Here is a 24532-nt window from a genome sequence, read left to right as displayed (position 1 = left end):
CTTATGCCGTCACAACTTGACCAGAATCAGCCTGTTCGACTTCTTTTTTCGGACGTCTGCCATTCCAGAGGAAGTAAGCAAGCGTCAGCAAAATGGATACACCTGCATAGATGCTAAGAATACCTGCCTGATGCCACATCACATCCAGATTACCACTCGATACCACGGCTTTGAAGCCCATAATGCTGTGTGTCATTGGCAACCAAGGGCTAAATGCCTGAAGCCATGATGGAATCAGTTCTACCGGGAAGGTCCCTGCACTAGCCGCAAGCTGGAAGACCAGCAGCAGAATGACAACATAACGTCCAGGCAGATCCAGCCAGGTTACAAGTGCCTGAACGATCAACATGAAGGTCAGCCCCGTAATAATGGTAAACAGGTAGAACAGCCCTACGCTGTGCGTCTCCAGTCCAAGACCATATAACATGAAACTTGCCACGATAACCGATTGGAAAATACTCACGGAGCCAAATACCAGTGTCCGGCTGACAAAACGATTCCAGCCTGTTGCACCAGGTACGGACGTTTCCCGCATTTTCAATACAATCGTGGAAATCAACGATCCCACAAATAGACCGATCGACAGGAAGAACGGTGTCAATCCTGTACCATAATTGCTCACGTTCTCTGCTGTGTTCTCCGAGGAGTTTACAGGTTCAGCGAACATGTTCACTACATCATCCGTTTTCTTAACTTCGGATGTTTTCTGTGCGGCATCATTCAGCTTGGTTTCCAATTCACTCGAGCCATCTTTTAGCTCAGTAAGGCCGTCAGCCAGTTTGCCCGCGCCATCACCCAATTGCTTGGAACCATCGGTTAGTGAATTAACGCCGCCACTTAGTTTACCTACACCCGTTTGCAAAGCTGTTGTTCCTGAGCCCAGCTGCTTGGCACCATCTGCAAGCAATGTACCGCCACTTGCAGCATCACCCAATTTGCCGCTGAACTGCTTCAGGCCATCGGATAGCTTAGCGCCTCCTTGACTGAGCTGCCCTGCACCAGCCAGCAATTGCTTCTGACCATCCACCAGTTGGTTCGCACCAGCCAGAAGTTGCTCCTGACCTCCATGAAGCTCGGCTGCACCCGCAGCCAGTTGCTGGTTACCCTGATGCAGCTGATCTGCACCTTGTGCCAGCTTCTGCTCGCTCTCATGCAATTGTGCACTGCCGCCAGCAACAGCCTCACTTGCCACAAGCAGCTTCTGTACATCCGCATTTTCAGCCAGTTCGGGGTTCGATGCAGCAAGCTGTTTCAATCCGGCGGCTACGCCCTGTGCACCATCAGCAACCTTGGAACTGCCATCTACAGCCGATTGCAGGCCTGTTGCCAGTGTACCGCTGCCCTGAACTGCACTTTGCAGACCATCCGCCAGCTTCGCACTGCCCTGTTCTGAAGATTTCAGGCCAGCCTGCAACTTACTTGTGCCATCCAGTGAAGACTGGAGTCCGGTTTCCAACTTGGCGCTACCATCCTTCAACTGATCTGCTCCGCTCTGAAGCTGGCTCGAAGCAGCTGCCTGAAGCTGTTGCAGACCGGATACAAGATTTGATGTTCCACTTTCAAGTTTGGTTGCCCCTGTGTGCAGCGCGTTAACACCATCACTTAATGGAGAAAGTCCTTCCTGAAGTTCAAGCGTTCCGGATGCAAGCTTCGCCAGGTTATCCTTGAGCTTAACAGCACCATCATCCAGTTTGCCTGCGCCGGTATTCAGTTCACCCGCCCCATCGCCTGCTTCAGCCAAGCCATCCGATACTTCGGAGAACTTGTCGAGCAATGTCTCTGCATAGGATTCCGTTACTTTGGCTGAGACTTTTGCTTTCAGGTCCTTAATAGCGGTCTTACCGATCTGTGCACCAACAAAACTGTAATTGCCATTCGGTTCATAGATCAGATCAGCCGGCTCCGGCTTGTCATCCAGCAATGTTGTTGCTTGGGATGAGAAGTTCTCCGGAATCGTAATTTGCATATAATATTTGTCATTACTCATGCCTTCTTTAGCTTGACTCGCACTGACAAAATCCCATTTAAAATCGGCATTTTTCTTCAGCTCATCCACCAGATCACTACCTACATGGAGGGATTTGCCCTCCAGCTCAGCGCCTTTGTCAAGATTGACAACGGCAACCGGCATCTCATCCACATGACCATACGGGTCCCAATAGGCCGCCAGATAGATGCCACTATACAGGATCGGTATAAACATAATTGCAATAACAGGGATCAACACCTTCGGGTTTCTCACGGCCGATCCCACATCCTTGAAAAACACGGATAAAGATTTCATGTCATTTTCTCCCCTTAATCTCTCTGCTCCATGAGCAGGAATAACCATAATGAAATACAATGTCGCATTCCAGAAAACATACTGAAACACGAAGTGACCACTTTCCTCAAACGGTCACTTTAGGACAAAAAAACAACCTGTCTTCCGACAAGCCTCCCTGCTTGATACGCGTGAAAATCCTTATATTATAGTAGATTAAATTTGGATTACGTTACAGCAGCAATTCCTTCCATTAAGAAAAGGCGAAAGTAAGTCTTAATTTCCTCTTTGCTCAGCGGTTGATGTTGTTTGCTCCAGTCTGAGGTGAGTGCAATATACAGGCGAATCATCATAAATGCGACGACTTGCGGATCACAATCTCGAATCTCTCCATTGTCTTTTGCTTTCTCAAGCTCCTTAGCCAGAAAGTCGGAGATTACTTTCTCCACCTTGTCCAATCCTTCCTTGGCCTGCAGCGTTCCAAAGTCCTTCAGCTCTTGAGATAACTTAACGAGCAAATCGTGATCACGACGAAACTCTAACAAGGCATCCAGTACCCGAAACAGATTATCGAAAAATGCACTTTCCTGATGTACTTCACGATGCGCGATGTTCTTCATTTCCTGAATCACTTCTACCAGGATCTGATCAAACAATTGTTCCTTATTGGTGAAAAACGTATAGATCGTTCCTTTGCCAACGTTCGCAATCTTGGCGACCTGATCCATCGTCGTTGCTTTGTATCCAAACATGGCAAACGACTGGGCTGCTGCATGAATAACCTGCTGTCTCCTGTCAATCGGAGCCATCTAATCCCTCCTTTAATCACATTCATTGTTCAATCGCTCTACATAAATGACCAAAAATACAATTCAGTCATTCGGTCAAAAACTACAATACCACCTTCGAAAACAGATTGCAACCCTAACATTTTAAAAATTGTGTTAATATTTTTTAACCTAAATGCAGTGGAAACTCCTTCTGTCGTCGTCTATAGTGTAAGATGACTCAGATAATACGTGTATATAATGAAGTTTAAGTTGTCTCATTGTATGATATATGGTGTAAATATTCATAGAAGAAACATGATTTTGTGCTTCAATGTATATTCATGTAGTAACGCATTCCATAGCTAGAATAAACAATGAATATCTTCATTTTGAATTAAAACTTATGAATAAAGGTGAACTCATGCGAAAACCAAGAGTGCTCTTATTATCGGAAGGTTTCGGTACCGGTCACACTCAGGCCGCTCATGCGCTGGCACATGGCATCAAAAAAGTCAGTCCACATGTTCACAGTCGTGTCATTGAACTAGGCAAATTTTTGAACCCAACGGTAGCTCCATTAATTTTCTCTGCATATCGAAAGACACTATCGGTTCAACCCAAACTGGTCAGCCTGTTGTACCGCACACAGTACAATAAATCATTAAATGGTTTTACCAAGCTGGCGTTGCACCGAATTTTCTATACACAGACGGCACAGGTCGTATCCCAACTGAAACCCGACGCGGTGATCTGTACCCATCCTTTTCCGAATGCTGTCATCTCCCGGCTCAAACGCCAGGGTCTGAATATCCCGCTCTATACGGTCGTGACGGATTATGACGTGCACGGAACATGGATTAATCCGGAAGTGAACAAATATCTGGTCTCTACCCCTCAGGTCAAAGCATTGCTTGAAATCCGGGGTGTAGATCCCTCCCATATTCAGATCACGGGAATCCCTGTGCATCCAGACTTCTGGGAAGCTGGAGATAAAGTGAAGCTACGGGAAGAGATGGGGCTTCAGAACATGCCTACAGCGCTACTTATGGGTGGTGGATGGGGACTTTCGTTTGATGAGGATCATATGAAAGCTCTCACGTCTTGGGCAGATCGTGTTCAATTGGTCTTCTGTCTAGGAAGCAATGAAAAAATGATCGCAAAAATGAAGGAAATGCCTTGCTTCCAGCACCCGAATATTCGTATTCTGGGATATACACGGGAAGTAAGCAAACTGATGGATATATCCGATGTGCTGATTACAAAGCCAGGTGGCATGACATGCACTGAAGCGTTGGCCAAGGGTCTACCGATGTTGTTCATTCCTCCGATTGCAGGTCAAGAGGAAGAGAACTGTGAATACTTTGTACAAGCCGGATACGGCCACGTCATTCACTCTGCCGACGTGATCACCAATCGTTTCAGACAACTAGTGGAGCAGGCATCTACTCAAACTGAAAGCCCGCTGAACGTAGCGCATCATTCAGGTAACCATTCGGTGTATGATCCGAAGTGCTGTGCTCAAGCTGTTCATGACTTATTGTTTCCGACGACAGCCGAAGTCACAACAACCTCCTTGGAGCGCTTCACAGCCGGAATTACTGCCACGTCCTTGTCAGGTACCAGAATACCATTCTGACGCCTCTACGGACCTATAGAACAGCTCTCACGAGGTGTTATAGGGGACAAGACAATTGCTCACCATATACAAAGAAGGTTCCCTTCCGAATTTTTGGAAGGGAACCTTCTTTTATTTTCACTAATTCCACCGTATGATTTGGCAGAAAAAAGGGTAATTTAGAGTATAACGATATTTTATAATAACGAAATAAAACTACGATTCAGGCTTTTTCAAGGGCCGTGTGAAGCACACACAGTTAACTACCCTGCCTGTTTGCAGAATTTACGGGTCGATTACTTGTAAAAAGTATGATGACCGATCGTTTTTACTTTTTTCTGCGAGCGAGCAACTGTCAGATCGTCAGCAAGCGTCAATGATAAGAAATAATACGTATCATCGGCAACTTCCTTCTTCCCATTCAACGCAGCATTCACTGCTTTGATGCTGTCCTCGTTGGGAACCACACGTTTCATACGTCCGTTCGCTACAGGACTAAACTGGGATTTCTGATAGATGACCTTGTAAATGGTATCGGGAAAATTGGCTGACCGCAGCCGGTTTAAGACAACATTGGCAACTGCCACTTTGCCTTCGTACGGTTCACCTTCCGCTTCTGCCATGACGATTTTTTGCAGCAGATGCAGTTCTTTATCGGACACACTGTATGACCAGGTTGCAAGTTTCGAGTCTTCCTGGTTCAGAAGTTTGGTCCGCGTAAAGTATAGTTTTTGGGGGGGAGTTGTTACAGCAGCGACTTCTTTGGCACGTTTCACTTTGGCCAATTTCAGTGCAGCTTCTTTTTTGGCTTTGGCCGCAGCTACCGCTCTAGCTTTGTTCTTGGCCTTGGCTTCTTGCAGTTCCTGCTCTTCTTGAGCAGTCGTAAGCCAGTTCTTCGCTGGCAGAGATTCAGTCCACGCTACGGTTTGGGCAGACAGATTAGAGGACAGACTTGTCCCATCTTCCATCATGCGCCTCTCTTCTTGCGTAGATGTTTGGTTATTTTGCACAGAAGCCGTAAGTTCGGTCATCTGTTTACTATCACTAGCTTCATTCCACTTCCCCGTCGCCTGAACGACATTTACCCCCACTATACATACAAGCAGCACTGATAACATCGGTGCTACCCAACGATTTTTGCTTATAATGTTCATTCGAAGATTCCTCCTGTCGAAACAATTCCCTTAACTAAGTAACCCAAAAAAAAGAATTTGAATAACGATGGCTAATATTACATAGGGATAAACGTTATGTCAATGTGATTTTATGGCATAAAAATGATTATCAGGAAAAAGTGAACGTATCCACGACCTCATACATTGGCGATTGTCCCAGCCTTGTCACATAAAGTACAATGTCCTCCACCATCCATGAATTAACACCTGTGGAATGTTCCGGAAGCACTCCAGATATCCCTTTATTTTCATTACCTGGAAGCTGTCCCAGATATTTTCTGGCAATGGTAATGTGGGGAGCATAAGGTCTTAATTCAGCTTCATACCCCAGGGGCGAAGTCGCCTGCACGATTTGTTTTTGCAATGAAAACAAGTGCTCTATCTCTCCGCTAACACCTCTCCAAAGCACCTTAGGTGCTTCTTCAAGTCCAAATGTGCCCCAGTCGGAAAGCTGAAGTTCAAACGGCTGTAATCCGCTTGTTGCTGAGCGCAATGCTTTTCGCAGGTGCCCGATGTCACTAACTAATGTATCCCCCAGAAATTGCAAGGTAATATGATAATCTCTATGATCTGTCCATTTACGAAAATCTAGCTTGTTCTGTACAAGCCTTGCATCCATCTGAAGAGACTGCTGAACAGCAACAGGAAGACGAATTGCTACAAACAATCTTTCCCGTCGGGATGAATGATCCTGATGTGATTGGTTATTCATTGCATACACCTCTCTAAAGTTCGCTCTATTATTTCATAACTATACATATCGTTTCAAGTTGGGTAAGTATAGAGTGACACAAATATAACCATTTGCAAATAAGGCTAGATTCCTGCATTTCCCACCTTAATGCACATCCAACACCAAATCTGATACACTTTAATCATCAAACTCATCAAACTATTTATCTCAGGAGGACCACACATTATGGGTAAAATTGTATGTTTTCCATCTCTATCCGAAGAACAGCAACAACGCATTCAGAATGCTGCACCAGAATACACCCTGAAATTCGGGAAAGCCAAGGAATTGGACCCCGCTGAGTTGAAAGAAGCTGAGATTATTCTCGGCTGGTCCCCACTCGTCACAGAACATGCATTGAAACAGGACGGCCTGTTGAAGTGGGTTCAGGTCTGGTCTGCTGGTGTGGACAATCTCCCCTTCGCAGATTTGCAACAAAAGAACGTTCAGGTCACCAGTGCAAATGGAGTTCACGCGATTCCAATCACCGAAATTATTCTGGGCATGATGTTATCCCACAGTCGCTGGCTGAGACAAGCTATGCTGCATCAACAGCAGGCCGAATGGAAAGCTCCTGCCAAACCACTGCCGGAACTGCATGGCAAAACAGCGGTCATCGTTGGTGTAGGTGAGATTGGCACGGAAACAGCCCGTATTCTCAAAGCCCTCGGCATGCGTACGATCGGAGTTCGCCGCTCAGGTAAGGATGTCCCCAATGTGGACCAAATGTACGACATGACCGGTTTACATGAAGCCTTGAGCCAGGGCGATTATGTAATTAACATTCTACCGTTAACCGATGAAACCAAACATATATATGATCAAACTGCATTTGAGCAGTTCCGATCCGGTGCCTGCTTCGTCAATGTGGGCCGTGGCCCCAGTGTGAAAACGGAAGCGTTGCTGAATGCACTCCAAAACGGCAAAGTTGCCTTCGCCGCACTGGACGTGTTCGAAGAAGAACCTCTTCCGGCAGACCACCCGCTATGGGGCATGGATAACGTGTTAATTACGCCTCATATCGCCGGAAGTACAGAGCAATACGCGGATCGAGCAGTCGATATTTTCGTCAAAAATCTGGAAGCTTACGTCGCTGGCGATACCCTTCCGTTGAACCTTGTGGATTATAGTCATAAATATTAACACAAACACCCGTTCCCATGCAATATTGTGCAAATCAGATCAACGATACCAATGGAACTAAAGAATATTTCTGTCCTCTACGTTCTCGTGTAAATCATTAGTTCAATTGAAATGTACACAGTAAAAAAACTCTACCTCTGGAAATTTCCTCAGAGGTAGAGTTTTTGTTTTTATGCTTACATACACAGCCAAATATGACGTATAAACGTGCCTTTGTGTACTGTTCGGTACTCTTTTACAGTCCATCCCGCTTCCAACAAGTGCTCTTCTACCCACTCTGTGGAAACAATCACTGCCCGTTTTGCCAATCTGCGCAAACTCTCCAGCATGGCTCGTTGCTCAGCATCCGGAAGTACAGAGCAGAGATTATAAGGCATGTCCAGAATTGCTGCATCATACAGATCTTGCAGTTCATTCATATCCCCCAGTGTGATTCGATCCGAATCATATCCATAATGGGGCAGATTGATTCGCGCACCTCGGACAGCCAGAGGATTGAGATCGTTACCTTTTGCATCAATTCCCATGGATAAAGCCTCAATCACAACCGTTCCCATACCACAGCATGGATCAAGCAAGCGATGGTTTTCTACTCTCGGAACAGCAATGTTAACCAGCGCTCTCGCGAGCGTGATGCCAAATCCAGTTGAGTAATTTTGCGGCTTCTGCCGGTGAATCTGCCATGATCGATCCGCTTCTGTCCACTGGCCCAAGATCCATTTTTCTCCTGTTCGGATTAGGCCGAAAGTCACCTTAGGTTGTTTCATCTGTGCCTTGCCTTTAATACACATACCAACTTCTTTTTCCAGTTGGCGAGACTGTGCATAATCAGGGGGTTGATCCCCTTCTTTCAGACAAATCACCTTAAATGTCTCTTCTGGCAACAGATGAATATCTCTGGCAAGAGGAAGCAGATCGGTCACACTGCCCCCTTCGCCGATCACGTCCAGTCTGCCATGGATAAAAGGACTGCGTCCAGGTGGAATACATCGTTCAGACCAAACATACGACCCCATATCCATACGGATCTCCGAACTCGGTTCAAGCAGCGTATTCAGCTCCATCATGCATAATTCTTGCTCGTTCTCGTGGCAAGCAAAGGTGTAGAGGTGTTTCCCAGAAGTAGCGTACATACCAAGTATTTCATCAGGCAAAATCCCCCTCTCCTTCCTTCATTAATCATGTTTCTTCTATATAAATAGTAAGCTCATTGAAGACATATCAAATACGACTCTTACGTTTGCTTCAGGTAGTCATTGTATACAATGTTAGGCTCCTAGACAACTATCCATTCCCTTGCACGTATCTATTTGGACAGAAAAAAAAAGTAAGGTGTTCCCATGTTGAGGAACGCCTTACTTTATTTTGAGATTATAACTTTGGAAATCCAATCATTCTTGCCAGTAAACGTTATAGGCCAACAGCTCATATATCATACTGATTTCTCACCATTAGCCGCCAGCGTGATTCCAGCTTCTTCTATTATAAGAACAAGGTTATATTTTTAATTTTTCAATGGATGTAAGCAAATCTTCCGATAATTCTTTCAGACTTTGAATGTTGCCGCTAATCGTTTCCATGGAACTTACTTGCTCTTCCGCCGATGCAGAAACTTCTTCCACACTCGCTGCCGATTGTTCCGAAACAGCGGAAATCTGCTGACTGAAATCATTCATTCGTCCGCTTGCTTCCTGCATGCCTGCGAGACCATCTGTCATAGTGCCGATGACACCAACCATGCCTTCCACCGATTCATTAATTGTACGGAAGAGTTGACCTGAAGTAAGCACATGTTCCTGACCCAGTTCGGTCTCCTGAACGTTCGTACGTAATTCCGCAACCACCCCTTGTGACTCCTGCTGAATATCCTCGGTAATCGCCGTGATCTCTTCAACCGAAGTCTGCACAGCCTCAGATAACTTCCTCACTTCTGATGCCACTACGGCGAATCCGCGTCCACTCTCTCCCGCACGCGCTGCCTCAATGGAGGCATTTAATGCCAGCAGATTGGTTTGGCGTGCAATGTCATGAATGACTTGAACCAGCTTGGAAATATCTTCATTTTTACGATTCAACCGTTCCATTTTGTCCATGGAAGCCGAGACCGAGCCGGAAATCTGTTGCATCTGCTGCACCGACTGTTCCATCACCTTGCGACCATTCAACCCTTGTTCCAGTACACGATCCGACATGACGCGCAGCTGGCTGCCTTGTTCCGTATGACTCTGAATGTGATCATTCAACACTTCAACCGTACGGGCTGATTCCACGGCTGTCTCTGCCTGGCTCTCTGCGGCCTTGGCTGACTCTTCCATTGTCACAGCAATCTGTCGACTACCAATCTTAACCTCTTCTGAGGATATTGCCAGTTCCCCACTTTGTAGATTAACAGCTTCCGCAATTCGTCTGACGCTCAGAACCATGGAAGTCAGGTTACCTTTCATGTCATTCACCGCTTTGGCCAGAACACCAACTTCATCCTCATGTTTGGTATGTATGTCCTGAACATTCAATTGGCCTTCTGCAATCAGTTTCACCGCACTAATGACACGTAGCAGTGGTTTCACGACCTGTGAACGAATAATCGGAATGCTGATCGCTGTAATGGCAATCATGACAAGAACACCGATAATGATGATTAATCTACCATCCTGTACCGATCTGATCGTTTGGGCCGCCGCAAGATTCGACTGTTCCTGATTGTATTCCACGAGATAATCAAGATCGACTTGCATGGTGTCAAAGGAATCAGCACCTTTATCAGCTACTTCCTTCGCCAGCTGTGTCTGACCCTCATCACTCAGCTTGATCGATTGCGTATTAATCTTGAGATACGCTTCCCATTTGTTCTTGAACGCATTCCAGTGTTCGAGCTCTTCCGCAGACTTCTCCTGCTGATCATAGATTTTAATCGCCTGCGTCGTTTCACGAATATACTTGGTACGCTCTTCTGACAAAAATGCCTTGTCTGTTTCATCCGCGTCAAAGTGACGATAACTTAGTGACAGAACATGTTCTGTGGTATAATTTAACCGGTTAATTTGCTGGATTGATGGCATCCAATTGTTCGTAATTTCATTAGTGTTGGTTTCAATTGAATTCATCCGGGTGACAATCGTGACACTCAAAATAATTAAACAGAGGATTAACAAGTAGAACGCGATGCTGATACGCAGACCGATACTCTTGATCTTGAATCTGCTGAACATATGATTTCCCCCTTGACCTCTTCGGTCATCCCGAATTCAGGTGCTTATGTCATTGTTTTCCCCTTCTTTTGACCTCTTGTCAAAAGAACTTCTCTATATTATATCGATAGGAAAATAGACGTAACGTATTATAACATTATTTTGTCATTTAGATGCTTGGTTTTGTAAAAAATTGTTGAATCTTGACAAAGTCCAAACCGAAGAGCTGCAGCATACGGTAAAGTCCCGATCTGCAGCTCTTCGGTTTGTTCGGATTTCAACGGCTAACATCATAAAATGATCAGCCTAGTTCAGTATTGCCGTCTTATGCTCAGCCAGCAATCGATATGAATCCAACCTGCGCTTATAATCTGGTCCTGCCGTAACCAGAAGCAACCTCTCCGTATCCAGCCTGCGACTCACCTGTTGCAATCGCGCCCATACCTGCTCAGCTGTACCTGCATAGTGCCGCACCGATTCATTTTGATCACTAACGGCTTCATCATTCGTGTTAGAGACCGCGATACCACTTGAATTCGACTCGGTTGAACGTTCTTTTCCATCTAGCTTGCGCCTCTCCGCCATGTCACGACTCCAGGCCATAGCATCCGTCTCTGACTCGGCACACAATACGCTGACTGCCACCATAACCTCAGGTTCCTTCATCGTTGCACTAGGCATAAATCCTTCTCGGTATCGCCTTACAGCCTCTGTACCATCGGCATCACTCATGAATTGACCAAAGACATATCCCATGCCAAACCGTGCCGCAAACTCTGCACTCTTCACGTTAGTTCCCAACATCCAGAGTGATAACGGGAGCTCGGGAATCGGACGAGCTGTCACGGAATGATCCTCGTACATATAGCGGTCTTCGAGCAGTTCTGTGAGTGCTGCGAGTGATTCAGGCAGCTTGGACACATGCTGCAAGTAATTGCCACTGAGTGCCATCGTGGCATGAGGTCCACCGCCCGGAGCACGTCCGAGCCCAAGCTCAATGCGCCCCGGATAGAGCGCAGCCAGCAGGCGGAACGACTCCGCAACCTTGAGCGGGCTATAATGCGGCAACAAGACCGCACCAGAGCCAAGTTGGATTGTTGTTGTCCTTGCTCCGATGTGCGATAACAGTACTTCGGGAGAGGCCGATGCCAGTTCAGCCATATCATGATGCTCTGACGTCCAGTATCGGGCGTATCCCCAAGCCTCGGCATGTTGCGCAAGTGTCACCGATTGTTGAAGCGCCTGTTCCGCTGTGGCATCGTTTAACCTTGGAACAAGGTCAAGTACGCCCAGACTGAACGTCTCACTCATTCGCTTAGCCACGCGTCTCATCTCCCTTTATATCGGTTTATTTTAATCCAAATCGTAGATCGAACCCACCTTCAGACCGTAGAGTTCATTATATATTTTCTCGGCAAATGCATCCGTCATTCCTGCGATATAATCGATCACCATGTGTTCCCAAGTCCAGATCGGCTGGGCTTTGGCTTGATCCTTCTCATACCGCTGCAGCCAGTCGGATGGAATAATGGATTTGGACGTTTCCGGATCGAGGAATGCATCCCATAATCGCTTAATCATCCACTCACTGCGCTTCTGTAGACGCTGTACACGTAGATCACGAATCATGGTTACCCAGGCAAAACTCTTGAGCACACTCACCGTACGCAGCATATCGAGGTCTTCAGCCCCTTCACGGACAAAAGTTACCTTCTTCCAGTCACCGTCATCAATAACGCCCAGGCTGCCTACAAAAAAGCTCACCCAATAGGCTTTCACCTCACGACGGGTACGCGAGTAATCATGTTCGCAGAACGGCATCTTTTCATTCCAGATGCGCAGGAACGAAGCGAGGACCTCTTCTACCTTTTGCCCAATCGCTTCTCGGGTCCATCCGTTCCAGAACAGATCCTCCAGCGTTGTAATTTTATCCACAATCAGTCGATTCACATGCGGATCTTGCAGGAAATGCTCATGTACTTCAATTTTGCCTGCTTTGATGCCATCCTCCAGGTCATGTGAGGAGTACGCAATATCGTCGCAAAGGTCCATCAACTGTGCTTCCAGCGTCTTCTTGCCTGCCGGCACGTTCCAGCGATCACGGATCTCCCGAATATATTGCCACTCATGATGATACATGCCTTTTTTGCTCTCTGTCCCAGGGTACGGATACTTGTTGATTCCTAGTAATACCGCATCAGACAGATTCAGTCCGTCGATATCTTCACGTTTCTCCAAGTGCATAATGAGACGGAAGTTGTGCGCATTGCCTTCAAAATGCTCGTATTTCCGTTTTAACTCAGCACGTACTTCAGACTCGACCTTGGGAACTTTGGCGTTGCGGCTTTTTTTCATGATTTTCTTAGCCTCGGTGTTGATGAGGTCATCCAGAATACCATCCAATACTTCTTCACCTTTATGTCCAAACGGCGGGTGACCGAAGTCATGTGCAATTGCAGCGCACTCCACCACTTCTGAATCAATAATAAGGCCGGGGTTGTCCGCGCGGTCCCAGTCTACCTCGGGAAAACGGCGAATCAGACTTCGGGCAGCCTCTCGTGCAATCTGTGCCACCTCTAGGGAATGGGTCAAGCGAGTACGATAATAATCACCCGTTCCTGCGCCAAACACCTGCGATTTGCCCTGTAACCGACGGAAGGTCGGTGAATGAATGAGTCTCGAATAGTCCCGTTCATACGCTGCACGAGATCCATCCAATTTGGTTAATTCAGGATATTGTCTATGTTCTCTCAGATCGTTCCATTGCATGGGGATCACTCCTAGCCGACTGTCTCTATTTTGAGTGATTATACACAACATCTGTGGTTTCGAAAAGTAAAACCTGTCTGTGATTGTCATCTCTTCTTACATCAACTTGTAATGAACAGTCATCTTCTCTTATTATACCCTGCCAGACTATCATCCGTGCATCTAAATGATAATGATTCATATTGAACTCATTATTCACATATGCTCGCTCCATAGCATAACAACCATAAGTATTTACTGTGCCACCAGGTGGCCGTTCCGGTTACGGATCGTTCTTCTGATCGCTGTTGTCTCCAGGTTTTCTGAATTCCCTTTATTAAGGGAAAAACCCGGAGATAAAGGCGAACGCTTCGCTTCTTCAGAATCGATTCCGTCCCCTTCACTACTTTTGCTGTCCTTTAAATACAAAAATCGTATTCACCAGTTATCTCGCTAAAATCGAGTGAAAATCAAGTTCAATTTAGAAAATATCATCTTTTGTTTCAATGATAGTATGCCTCCCCTGCACCCTCCCCGTTATGGGTAAAAAACAAAAACCGACAGGACGGAAATGCCCTGTCGGATGAATATGGTGGATGCAGTGTTTCGATTTAGCTACTAAACTTAATGTTCACGCAGTCTACTCTTGGAGCTACATGAACTTTTGCATCAAGGATATTATCGCACCCTTGTACGAAGGATTTTCACACCATAACCTTACAGATATCGTTGGTGAATTCTACTGGATCTTGAATTGGCAATCCTTCGATTAACAATGCTTGGTGGTACAGGAGGCTAGTGTAGAGGTTCAGCTTTTCCTGATCCTGTGCGAAAGCGTCTTTCAACGATTTGAATACATCGTGATTCACGTTGATTTCCAGCACTTTGTCGGCTTGTACGTTTTCGCTATTCGGCATAGCTTTCAGGATTTTCTCCATCTCAATCGTCAGCTCACCTTCAGTGGACAAACATACCGGGTGGCTTCTGAGGCGTTTGGAAGCTTTAACCGCTTTGACTTTACCCGCCAATTGAGCTTGCATTGCTTCAAACAACTCTTTGTTGTCGTTGTCCTGAGCGTCCGTTTCTTCTTTGTCCGCGCTATCTTCGATACCCAGGTCACCACTGGAGATGGATTTGAATTCTTTCTCCTTGTAGTTCGTGATCATCTTGATTGCAAACTCGTCGATGTCATCGGTAAAGTACAATACTTCGTACCCTTTTTCAAGAACACCCTCGATCTGCGGCAGCTTCTCAATACGGCTAATGGACTCACCAGATGCATAGTAGATGTACTTCTGATCTTCCGGCATTCTGGAGACGTATTCGTCCAGGCTCACGAGTTTGCTCTCTTTGGAAGACGTGAACAACAGCAGATCCTGCAAAGTATCCTTGTTCACACCATAGTCGCTGTAAACGCCATATTTCAATTGACGGCCAAACGATTGATAGAACTTCTCATAGTTCTCACGCTCGTCCTTCAGCAGGCTTTGCAGTTGGCTCTTGATTTTGTTCTTAATGTTCTTCGCAATCAGGCTAAGCTGACGGTCATGTTGCAACATCTCACGAGAGATGTTCAGGGACAGATCTTCGGAATCCACCATACCTTTAACAAATCCAAAGTAATCTGGCAACAGATCCCCGCATTTATCCATGATCAATACACCGTTGGAGTATAGTTCAAGGCCTTTTTCATACTCTTTGGTATAGTAGTCAAACGGCGTGTTCTCCGGGATAAACAGGATTGCATTATATACCACAGCGCCATCTGCGCTGATATGCAGGTGTTTGAGCGGTTTGTCAAAACCGTAGCGTTTTTCCATATAGAAGTTATTGTAGTCTTCTTCGGTCAGTTCGCTTTTATTTTTACGCCAGATCGGCACCATGCTGTTCACGGTTTGTTCTTCTTGGTATTCCTCGAACTCGTTCTCCGTGCCCTCTTTCGGACGTTGACCCGTTACATCCATCTTGATCGGGTAGCGAATGAAGTCGGAGTATTTCTTGATGATGGATCTCAGGCGGTACTCTTCCAAAAATTCGTCATATGAATCTTCTTCAGTATTTTCTTTGATCGTCAGGACGATCTCTGTACCTACGGAATCTTTCTCAGCTGGTGTGATCGTGTAACCATCCGCGCCTTCGGACTCCCATTTCCAAGCCTCGTCGCTGCCCAGCGTTTTACTCGTTACGGTCAGCTTGTCCGCCACCATAAATGCCGAGTAGAAACCAACCCCGAATTGTCCGATGATGTTGTGGCCGTCTTTTGCTTCATTTTCCTTCTTGAACGCCAGGGAACCACTCTTCGCGATAACCCCCAGGTTGTTCTCCAGCTCTTCCTGCGTCATCCCGATTCCGGTATCTGTCAGTGTGAGCGTGCGGTTTTCTTTGTCAATCGTGAGCTTGATGAAGTAGTCCTCTTTGTTGAAAACGAGCGAATCGTCCGTAAGTGCTCTGTAATAAATTTTATCAATGGCGTCACTGGAGTTGGAGATCAATTCTCTCAAAAAGATTTCTCTTTGGGTGTAAATGGAGTTGATCATCATATCCAGCAAACGTTTGGATTCTGCCTGGAATTCTTTTTTAGCCATGAGTGGTTGGACTCCTTTCAAATTGGGATATCGAATGATTTGATTGAAAATAGAAAGTAACTGAGATAATCCTGCGGCCATTAGTAGACTCAAAAACCTTTGATCGCTCTAGTCCACAGATATTGTGCTTCACTTCTAACTGGCTCACTGTAAAAATAAGTGCACGACGTTCTGCAATGTAGCCGTTCCGGTTACGAATCGTTTTTCGGATCGCTGTTATCCCCGTATTTCTTTGATTTCCTTTTTAAAAGGGAGAAATCCGGTGATAAAGGCGAACACTCTGCTTCCTCCAAATCGATTTCGTCCCCTGAACTACTTTTGCATTTGATCAGCGACTGATTTTTTAGGATAGAGAATATCAATGAAGTGATATTTCTTAGACGTGGAATGCAGCTTCAAGTCTGTTGCATACCTTGGCTTCGCATGTTCTACTCAGGTTCAATATCTATTTTCAAAAACAGAATCATTCCATATGTAAGCTTATAGTAAAAACATCATCTGTTAGCACTCTGATGATCGGAGTGCTAAACCCTTCCTTTTATATAACATATGGGAAAATTGGGTGTCAATACGTAGGCGGTTATTTTAACTAAAAGATCGAATAACTCTTTAACATTTGCACATCACCAATCATTTTAACGTAATTTCGCAGGTAAAACAAAAGCCGCCTCGAACCAAAGTTCGAACCGGCATGGTCAAAGATTGTGATGTGTCTGTTGCTGTAGTAGATAGCGTTAAAACATATCCATCTAATGTACCTTGGAGTATCCTCGGCCTTACTGTGTTGAGACTGACGTATATTGTATGGGTATTTTGGTAGGTATGTTGGTATTGTGGTTGCTTGAATGTCTTGAGCAGTATGACAGTCACGCGCTAACGAATCTCAGAGGCGTTAATTGGCCTTTGGGGAGGTTTTCGTAAGCTAACGAATCGTAGACACACTATTTCTTGCCTTTAGCCAACTATACGAGCCTTTCCACAGGTTTTTCGCAAAATTGCGTGTTTGAGGTTCGTTAGACTGGGAAATTGGCTGAAAATCGTAAAATAAGGTTCCCCAGGTTCGTTAGAGTTGAAGCAGACGTTGGGGTTACAGCTACAAATAGGATTGCGATAAAAATTAGCGCTTACGGTTTGTGTTAATGTTAGCTTTGGCACGCATGCAGCGTTACAGAAAAAGTTAGGGTTTCAATCAAAGTCGCAGTTTGAGCGTGGGTTACAAGTTATGGTTACGGTTACGGTTACGGTTACGGTTACGGTTACGGTTACGGTTACGGTTACGGTTACGGTTACGGTTATGGTTAGGGTTAGGGTTAGAGTTTGAATTTGAAAATTTTACTTTTTCACCATTTTCGGATCAAGGGTGTCGCGCAGGCCGTCGCCCATTAGGTTGAAGCCGAGAACGGTCAACATAATGGAAACGCCGGGGAAGATCAGTGTCCACGGTGCTTTTTGTATAAACTGACGGGAGTCCGACAGCATTTTACCCCATTCCGGGTCGGGTGGCTGTGCACCCATGCCTAGAAATCCGAGTGCAGCAGCTTCGATGATCGCCGTTCCAATTCCCAATGTACCTTGCACGATCAGCGGAGTAAGGCTATTGGGCAAAATGTGGCGAAACAAGATTCGCCCATTGCTCGCTCCAAGTGTCCGTGCCGACGTAATGAATTCCTCCTGTTTCAAGCTGAGTACCCGTGAACGCACCAACCTTCCGTAGGTCGGGATATTCACGATGGCGATGGCGAGCAGTGCATTTTGCAACGAGGGGCCCAATATCGCCACAATGGCGATGGCCAGCAAAATCCCCGGAAAGGCAAGCAAGATATCAAATAGACGCGAGATGAGCATGTCCGCCCATTTTCCATAAAACCCGGCAATGAGACCAAGCAACGTACCCGCGATAATGGAACCAATGACGGAGAAAAAGCCCACCCACAAGGAAATACGCGCCCCATGCAGCACTCTGGAAAACACGTCACGCCCCAGATCATCGGTACCAAACCAATGCTCTGCCGAAGGGGACTGAAGCCGATCCACCAGCACCTGTTCCTTGTAATCGTAAGGTGCGATGTATGGCGCGAGGAAGGCCAACAGGATAAAAAATACGATAATAATCAGACCTGCAAGCGCAAGCCGATTTCTCCGAAACGTTCTCCACGCTTCCCGCCATGGACCGGATATGCTCGCCGACGCAGCGTCAATGGATGGTCCGGTATTGGTCGATAATTTGGCCATGCGGTGTCTCCTTTCTTGAATATAAATATAACAAAAGATCAACGCGTTCTATTACACTCAAGCACTACGATTGTAGTATCATCTTCTGATTGCTGTTATCCCCAGATTATATTGATCACCTTTTCAAAGGTGAAAATCCGGATAAAATGCGCAGCCTATGCTTCCGATGTAGCTTTCTTTTAGAAAGCTTTTAGCTTCGATTCTGCAGATTGGTTCTTGATGGAGTTCCTATTTATAACTAATACGAGGATCAAACACGGCGTAGAGCAAGTCCACAATCAGGTTAATCACCACGAAAAAGAACGCCACGATCAGAATGCCACTCTGGATCACCGGATAGTCCCGCGAACTAATCGCTTCATATATATAACGTCCCACGCCCGGCCAAGCAAAGATCGTTTCGGTCAACACCGCACCCCCGAGCAACGATCCGGTCTGGATGCCGATAACCGTGAGGACGGGAATAAACGCATTTTTGAGCGCATGTCCATATACGACAAAAAACGGACCCAATCCCTTCGCCTTTGCTGTACGAATGTAATCGGAACTCATCACTTCCAGCATGCTGGAACGGGTCATCCGGGCAATAACGGCCATCGGGATCGTACCAAGCGCAACACTTGGCAGGATCAAATGTTTCGTTACGGTCCACAACTGATTCCATTGTCCAGCAATCATCGTATCCAGCACATACAAGCCCGTAATGGCTTCCACCGGATCACGCGCATTCATGCGTCCAATGGATGGCAGCCACTGCAACTTGTTCGCGAACAACCATTGTTCCATCAGACCGAGCCAGAAAATCGGCATCGATACACCCACTAGAGCAATGACCATACAGCAATAATCAAACCAGGAGTTGTGCTTCCATGCACTGACAATACCGGCATTCACCCCAATAATGACAGCAAACAACATACTTGCCATCGTTAATTCAAGGGTTGCTGTCAGATAAGGCACAATTTCCTGGGCAATAGGCACCTTGGTGCGGATGGATGTTCCCAGGTCACCTTTGAGCAAATCACCCAAGTAGGCGAAATATTGCTGGAACCAGGGTTTATCCAGACCGAGCTGGTCACGAAGGGCCTGCTTGGATTGTTCGGTTGCCTTTTGCCCAAGTATGGTCTCGGCCGGGTCACCCGGAATGGCGTGGATGATGGAAAAAACAATCAGGGTCATGCCCAGAAGTACGGGCAGCAACACAAGCACACGTTTGACAATATAGCTGTTCAATCCTGTTCACCTGCCTTCGACATATCGTGCAAAATAAAAAGCGCCGGCAAAAACGCATGCTTTGGATAGTTACGTCCGGATGTGGGTTCTGCCAAGCATTTCGTCTCACCAGCGCTTTGATAGAAAGAATTAAAACGTAATCACTCCGAACTGTAGTGCCATCTTCAGATCGCAGTTATCCTGAAATGGATAAGTTCAGCTTACAGCTTACTCGAAATAAGCACCGGCATAGGATTCGGTGCCCAGTGGAGAAGGAACGAAACCTTTCAGGTTTGCTTTACCCGCCAGAATTGGCGTCGTGTGTACCAGAGGAATCCACGGTGCGTCTTCCTTGATAATTGCCTGCGCTTGTTTGTAAAGCTCCGCACGTTTCTCCTGATCTGTTTCTTTCTGCGCATCCGTCAGCAACACATGCAACTCTTCGTTTACATAATAACTGCGGTTGTTGCTTGGAATGGCATCTTTATCCAGCAGTGTATACAGGAAGTTATCTGGGTCACCATTGTCACCTGTCCAGCCGAGCATGTAAATGTCGTCCTTCTCCCCGGCCTTTGTATCTTCAAGATACGTTGCCCACTCCGGTGATTCGATGGTGACGGTCACTCCGATTTTCTCAAAATCGGCCTGGATCGCTTCCGCAACCTTCTTGCCATCAGGCATATACGGGCGGGATACCGGCATTGCATAGAAGGTTACTGGATCAGGCAATCCGTCAGGGAAGCCAGCTTCGGCCAGTAAAGCTTTTGCTTTTTCCAGATCATATGGGTAATCCTCAATGGTATCGTTGTATCCCCACAGCGTTGGAGGCATCGGGTTCACGGCAGGCTCAGCTTGTCCAGCAAAGAACGCATCAATAAGGGCCTGCTTGTTCACCGCATGGTTGAGGGCTTGTCTGACTTTGACATTATCAAATGGTTTCTTCTTAAAGTTAAAGCCGATATACGCCACGTTGAACGGTGGACGCTCGATCTTCTGTAACTCGCTGTTGCCCTCAAGAATGGACAGATCGTCCGGGTTCAGGTCTTCCATGACATCAATCTCGCCGTTTTGCAGGGCATTGAAGCGAGCGGTATTATCCGGAATGGAACGCACGATTACTTTGTTCAGCTTTGGCAGTCCTTCTTTCCAATAATCCGCGTTTTTCTCCAGGGTAATGGAGTCGTTACGCTTCCACTCTTTGAATACAAATGGGCCGGTGCCCACAGGCTCGCTCTTAAAGTTCTCTTTTTTCTCCTGAATCGCGGTTGGGCTGGCAATGCCAAATGGCGTCATCGCAATATTTTGCAGGAAAGGCGCTTGTGGCTGGTTCAATGTGAACTCCACCGTAGTTTCGTCCGTCGCCTTCACTTCCTTAATCACACGACCGTCCTCTGGACCAAACATGGAATCGTAATAATCGAAGGAATCTCCCTCGAATTTAAATTCACTCGCCGGATCACCCCAGCGGTTGAAGTTGAACACAACAGCCTCTGCGTTGAAGTCAGTTCCATCATGGAATTTCACACCGGACTTCAGCTTAAACACATACTTGAGCCCATCCGCCGAAATCTCCCAGCTCTCTGCTAGTCCAGGAATGACTTCTGTTCCGCCTTCCTTGTAGTCCAGCAATGAATCAAACACCTGATGCCCAATCTTCAGCGACTCCCCATCGGTTACAATCGCCGGGTCGAGTGCTACGGAATCCCCACCACGCCCCATAATCATCGTATCCTGCGCTACCGTTTCGGTTGGAGGGTCAGTTCCTTCTGCCGGGGCAGGCGTAGTCTCTCCACTCTCGTTACTGGAGCAACCAGACAACACCAATACGGTACTCAAAGCCATCGTTAGAACACCGGACATCCATTTTTTTCTCATTCGCATACGTACAACACCCTTCCCTGTCTCATAATGTGTGTGATGCTGGCATGAAAGATCTCCAATGTTGGCAATCGGTTTGGTGCTATGTATCATATAAAAGGCTTTAGATGCCTGCGATACCTGTATTAAGGTTCTGGGAAAATTACGGCATGTATATGAAATGTAAAAACAGCATGGGATACGTATGGAGTACAGGTAAATATCAGATCGTGCATATGGATTTAGGACGTCGTTTGATTACTTTTATAGAAAAAGAAAAAGGTTCTACAACGTATCTTGTGAGATGAATCTATGAAATTGAATGAATTTGTTGCGTTTTATTTGAACTTGGGTCAATAAGCAACAGCGAGTGGGTATGGACTGGTAAGAGCAAGTTTAAGTTGGTAGATTAAAAATACTGATGGGCATATGGATACTACGCTGCTGGCTACGCAATAAAGTCTGTTCCTTGAGCGTGTCGTGTTGAGCATGGAGTGTGGAGACCGGATTAGGTATCGTTATCGTTCGTTAGCAATACGGATGAAAGAAACTCAACAAAGGCTAGGTTGTTTGATGAATCGTGTAAGTTGTTTAAATCGGTGGCTTTCTCTTGCAGATTGGATGTGTAAAATGTATGAACGAGTCATCTTGAGATGTTGGATTGTACAACAGGGAGACATTACAATAACTTCATGTGTTATGGTTTTGTCATGATGAGGAGGATTGTGTAAATAAACTGTGGTGAAAAACAATTTCGTGTAACTTACTTTACATCACATTAATCAATTAGACAAGAGATTTACAGACATAAGTCTTTAACTTTATTATATGCGTTAATATTACTTACACAAAAGACAAAAAAGGAACACAGTTCGACAAAAAGCGTCCCATGTCCCTTCTCCACTCAATCCACATTCAGATAAAATCCACATTTTAATTCGCTAACAATCAGCTCACTTTTTAAACAAACCTCTGCGATGCATCACGGTAATAAAACGGTAAAAATCATAACTCGCCCCATTATCGATGCTGAACAATGGATTTTTGGTGTCATATGCCAGTGCTGCATCCACAGCTGCCTTCGCCCATACTGGAACTTCCATTTGCTGACGCGCCTGTAGTTTGTCGACCTGGGATTTGAGCGCATCAAACGTTGCTTTCTCTTCGGCTGTCATCGGTTCGCCCCCTTTCGGTGGTTCAGTTGGTGGATTCGGATGACTTGGATTCGTTGGATTGGATGGCTCCGGTGGTTTTGGAGTGGCTGCTGCGTATCTTGCTCTGAGCTGTGCCGCTGTTCCCTCGAATTCATTCATATCCACGTTGCCACTAATACCATTCACCTTGCCCGAATCCGTATACTGCCAGAACGTCCAACGCTTCCATGCCAGCTGGTCGTCCGGTACACGGGTGTTGCTGTAACGCGCGATCCACAGATCGTATGAGCTGAGTGATGTGTCAAAATTACCGGCAAATGAATTGCCCGTGTATATGATCGGTTTTACACCTGTCAGACGTTGTAATTCAGTTAAAAAAGCTTTGGCAACCGTATTCATCTGCGCTTTGCTCAGGTTGCCGGGATTGTTCTCGTAGTCCATGACGGGTGGCAGTTGTAACGCTTTGGCCCCTCCAACTTTGTTAAGTGTATTGGCATAATGTGCCGCTTCTGCCTTGGCAACATCGGTAGAGGTCGCGCGGAAGAAGTGATACGTTCCGACCAGCATACCCGCCGCCAGTGCGCCTGTTACGTTTTTCTGATAATTCGGATCGGTATACGTCTGTCCCTCAGTCGCCTTGATGAACACAAATGTCATGCCACTCGCCTTCACCTTTGCCCAGTCAATATTGCCCTGGTATCGGGAGACGTCAATGCCCTGTGTGTTGCCCGAACTTCTCGTTTGCATGTTTCTCACACCCTTTATGCGGCAAATTGCCGTTTGTATCAGCATTTTACATCATTCGATTCAAGCGTTCCCGGGTACAAGTATAGACAGATTAGAGCATTCTGATCTATACATTGCTGATTGGATGTCACTCTCTGGATTGATGCAAAATGCTCCTATAGTTAATGCGGTTGGATTAGGGGTTGCTTGTGTGCGTGTCCCTAATGTGTTGGAAATGAACTGAGCCTTGTTCACACGGACACTCCGATGACAGAATAACCTTCCAATCGCTGTTATCCCCGGATTTTTTGATTCTCTTTATAAAGGGGAAAATCCGGGGGTAAAGGCGAGATTATGCTTACGAAGTAGCTTTCTTTCAGAAAGCTTTTAGCTTCGCTTTTTCAGGTTTTTTCTGTCCTCTCCGTTATTGTGTGAAAATGTTAAGTTCAATCTGTATAGATGTATATAGTTCAAAAAAACTACACTTGCGATGTTCAGCAACGGTATAGTAAAGAAGACACTAAAAATATTTCAAACTATTTAACGTTATCTTGAGTTTCAGAAGGTTCAACATCCTCTGTTTCTAGATTGGAGAAAGAATCTTTGCCCTTCGGGGAGAAGTTACCGGGAAGTTCCCCGGTTCCCCCTTTGCCCTTGAGCACTTCAATAGCTTGCCGAATCACTGGCGGAATAGGTGCGCCCAACTTTCCCCCGTTTTCGATGATGGACAACAACTCATTTGCGATATAAAAAAAGGCGACCGCATCCCTGAACAAATGTCCGTCTCCCAGAACACCGTCCACCAGATGAGCCACCGATACCATTGCAAATATAAATACCTTTCGTGCGATGCCGAACATACCTACGTTACTTTCTAACTTGCCACTCATACCCGCCGCCGCGATGCCGGTTAGGTAGTCGAGGATGACAAACACGAGTAGTACACCGAGCACGCCTGACCAGCCACCGAAAAAGTAGGTTACTGAGCTGCTCATAAGCGCGATTCCCCATTTCCATAGGTTGTCCCATCGTTCCATGGTTTCACCTCCTCTTATTTTATAATAGAATTCTTGAATTGTAGGATGTTTAATTTCACCTTGAAAGTAAACAAAAGCCATGACTAAAAGGTTT

Annotated in this window: 16 protein-coding genes; 2 read left to right on the top strand and 14 right to left on the bottom strand. The window is 46.1% G+C overall.

Annotation, left to right across the window (positions count from 1 at the left end; translation table 11 throughout):
• Position 1: 1 nt before the first annotated feature.
• Both C161_RS06560 and C161_RS06555 read right to left on the bottom strand, forming a co-directional pair.
• On the bottom strand, positions 2 to 2284 hold the full coding sequence (locus C161_RS06560; RefSeq protein WP_036669208.1) for a YhgE/Pip domain-containing protein: 2283 nt from the start codon (positions 2282 to 2284) through the stop codon (positions 2 to 4).
• Positions 2285 to 2490: 206 nt separating this feature from the next.
• Entirely contained in the window at positions 2491 to 3072 is a 582-nt protein-coding gene (locus C161_RS06555) for a TetR/AcrR family transcriptional regulator (RefSeq protein ID WP_036611349.1), read from the bottom strand.
• A 382-nt stretch (positions 3073 to 3454) separates the two neighbouring features.
• Between C161_RS06555 and C161_RS06550 the strand changes: the two genes are divergently transcribed.
• Positions 3455 to 4669 carry a UDP-N-acetylglucosamine--LPS N-acetylglucosamine transferase gene (locus C161_RS06550; protein WP_036669206.1) on the top strand — a complete coding sequence of 405 codons (1215 nt, stop codon included), beginning with the start codon at positions 3455 to 3457 and terminating at the stop codon, positions 4667 to 4669.
• Between the two features lie 275 nt (positions 4670 to 4944).
• Here the strand turns inward: C161_RS06550 and C161_RS06545 are convergent, their stop codons facing one another.
• Together C161_RS06545 and thpR are read right to left on the bottom strand one after the other, a co-directional pair.
• Positions 4945 to 5802, bottom strand: a complete 858-nt coding sequence (locus C161_RS06545; protein ID WP_036611353.1) for a cell wall hydrolase — start codon at positions 5800 to 5802, stop codon at positions 4945 to 4947.
• Positions 5803 to 5932: 130 nt separating this feature from the next.
• A complete protein-coding gene (gene thpR, locus C161_RS06540) occupies positions 5933 to 6535 on the bottom strand; it encodes an RNA 2',3'-cyclic phosphodiesterase (RefSeq protein WP_036668887.1) in 603 nt (200 codons plus the stop codon).
• Positions 6536 to 6742: 207 nt separating this feature from the next.
• Here thpR and C161_RS06535 point away from each other — a divergent pair, with 207 nt between their 5' ends.
• On the top strand, positions 6743 to 7699 hold the full coding sequence (locus tag C161_RS06535; RefSeq protein WP_036668885.1) for a D-2-hydroxyacid dehydrogenase: 957 nt from the start codon (positions 6743 to 6745) through the stop codon (positions 7697 to 7699).
• A gap of 176 nt (positions 7700 to 7875) precedes the next feature.
• On the opposite strand, the gene C161_RS06530 is transcribed toward C161_RS06535, so the two are convergent.
• The 10 genes from C161_RS06530 to C161_RS06480 form a co-directional block, all read right to left on the bottom strand.
• Positions 7876 to 8853: a TRM11 family SAM-dependent methyltransferase gene (locus tag C161_RS06530; RefSeq protein ID WP_235193747.1), complete on the bottom strand. Its 978-nt coding sequence runs from the start codon at positions 8851 to 8853 to the stop codon at positions 7876 to 7878.
• A gap of 342 nt (positions 8854 to 9195) precedes the next feature.
• Positions 9196 to 10908, bottom strand: coding sequence for a methyl-accepting chemotaxis protein (locus C161_RS06525; RefSeq protein WP_051449613.1), 1713 nt, complete (start codon positions 10906 to 10908; stop codon positions 9196 to 9198).
• Between the two features lie 285 nt (positions 10909 to 11193).
• A complete protein-coding gene (locus C161_RS06520; RefSeq protein ID WP_200869406.1) occupies positions 11194 to 12219 on the bottom strand; it encodes an MsnO8 family LLM class oxidoreductase in 1026 nt (341 codons plus the stop codon).
• A gap of 21 nt (positions 12220 to 12240) precedes the next feature.
• Positions 12241 to 13656 (bottom strand): deoxyguanosinetriphosphate triphosphohydrolase family protein, encoded by a 1416-nt coding sequence (locus C161_RS06515; protein WP_036668883.1) that lies wholly within the window; start codon positions 13654 to 13656, stop codon positions 12241 to 12243.
• 683 nt (positions 13657 to 14339) lie between these two features.
• Positions 14340 to 16220 carry a molecular chaperone HtpG gene (htpG, locus tag C161_RS06510; protein WP_036668881.1) on the bottom strand — a complete coding sequence of 627 codons (1881 nt, stop codon included), beginning with the start codon at positions 16218 to 16220 and terminating at the stop codon, positions 14340 to 14342.
• Positions 16221 to 17552: 1332 nt separating this feature from the next.
• Entirely contained in the window at positions 17553 to 18452 is a 900-nt protein-coding gene (gene nikC, locus C161_RS06505; RefSeq protein WP_036668879.1) for a nickel transporter permease, read from the bottom strand.
• Positions 18453 to 18680: 228 nt separating this feature from the next.
• Positions 18681 to 19685, bottom strand: a complete 1005-nt coding sequence (locus C161_RS06500; protein ID WP_017690144.1) for an ABC transporter permease — start codon at positions 19683 to 19685, stop codon at positions 18681 to 18683.
• A 207-nt stretch (positions 19686 to 19892) separates the two neighbouring features.
• A complete protein-coding gene (locus C161_RS06495; protein ID WP_036669197.1) occupies positions 19893 to 21539 on the bottom strand; it encodes an ABC transporter substrate-binding protein in 1647 nt (548 codons plus the stop codon).
• 935 nt (positions 21540 to 22474) lie between these two features.
• Positions 22475 to 23422, bottom strand: a complete 948-nt coding sequence (locus tag C161_RS06485; protein WP_036668876.1) for a glycoside hydrolase family 25 protein — start codon at positions 23420 to 23422, stop codon at positions 22475 to 22477.
• 515 nt (positions 23423 to 23937) lie between these two features.
• Complete coding sequence (locus C161_RS06480) at positions 23938 to 24438, bottom strand: phage holin family protein (RefSeq protein WP_036668873.1); 501 nt, start codon at positions 24436 to 24438, stop codon at positions 23938 to 23940.
• Between the last annotated feature and the right edge of the window lie 94 nt (positions 24439 to 24532).

The organism is Paenibacillus sp. FSL R5-192 (assembly GCF_000517845.1).
Lineage (GTDB): Bacteria > Bacillota > Bacilli > Paenibacillales > Paenibacillaceae > Paenibacillus > Paenibacillus amylolyticus.
This window is presented reverse-complemented; position numbering and strand designations above follow the sequence as displayed.

Coding starts and splice junctions, on each gene's coding strand:
- C161_RS06545 (WP_036611353.1), bottom strand. CDS start 5,802: ATGAACATTATAAGCAAAAATCGTTGGGTAGCACCGATGTTATCAGTG.
- C161_RS06480 (WP_036668873.1), bottom strand. CDS start 24,438: ATGGAACGATGGGACAACCTATGGAAATGGGGAATCGCGCTTATGAGC.
- C161_RS06495 (WP_036669197.1), bottom strand. CDS start 21,539: ATGAGAAAAAAATGGATGTCCGGTGTTCTAACGATGGCTTTGAGTACC.
- thpR (WP_036668887.1), bottom strand. CDS start 6,535: ATGAATAACCAATCACATCAGGATCATTCATCCCGACGGGAAAGATTG.
- C161_RS06515 (WP_036668883.1), bottom strand. CDS start 13,656: ATGCAATGGAACGATCTGAGAGAACATAGACAATATCCTGAATTAACC.
- C161_RS06555 (WP_036611349.1), bottom strand. CDS start 3,072: ATGGCTCCGATTGACAGGAGACAGCAGGTTATTCATGCAGCAGCCCAG.
- nikC (WP_036668879.1), bottom strand. CDS start 18,452: ATGGCCAAATTATCGACCAATACCGGACCATCCATTGACGCTGCGTCG.
- C161_RS06550 (WP_036669206.1), top strand. CDS start 3,455: ATGCGAAAACCAAGAGTGCTCTTATTATCGGAAGGTTTCGGTACCGGT.
- C161_RS06485 (WP_036668876.1), bottom strand. CDS start 23,422: ATGCAAACGAGAAGTTCGGGCAACACACAGGGCATTGACGTCTCCCGA.
- C161_RS06520 (WP_200869406.1), bottom strand. CDS start 12,219: ATGAGACGCGTGGCTAAGCGAATGAGTGAGACGTTCAGTCTGGGCGTA.
- C161_RS06560 (WP_036669208.1), bottom strand. CDS start 2,284: ATGAAATCTTTATCCGTGTTTTTCAAGGATGTGGGATCGGCCGTGAGA.
- htpG (WP_036668881.1), bottom strand. CDS start 16,220: ATGGCTAAAAAAGAATTCCAGGCAGAATCCAAACGTTTGCTGGATATG.
- C161_RS06525 (WP_051449613.1), bottom strand. CDS start 10,908: ATGTTCAGCAGATTCAAGATCAAGAGTATCGGTCTGCGTATCAGCATC.
- C161_RS06535 (WP_036668885.1), top strand. CDS start 6,743: ATGGGTAAAATTGTATGTTTTCCATCTCTATCCGAAGAACAGCAACAA.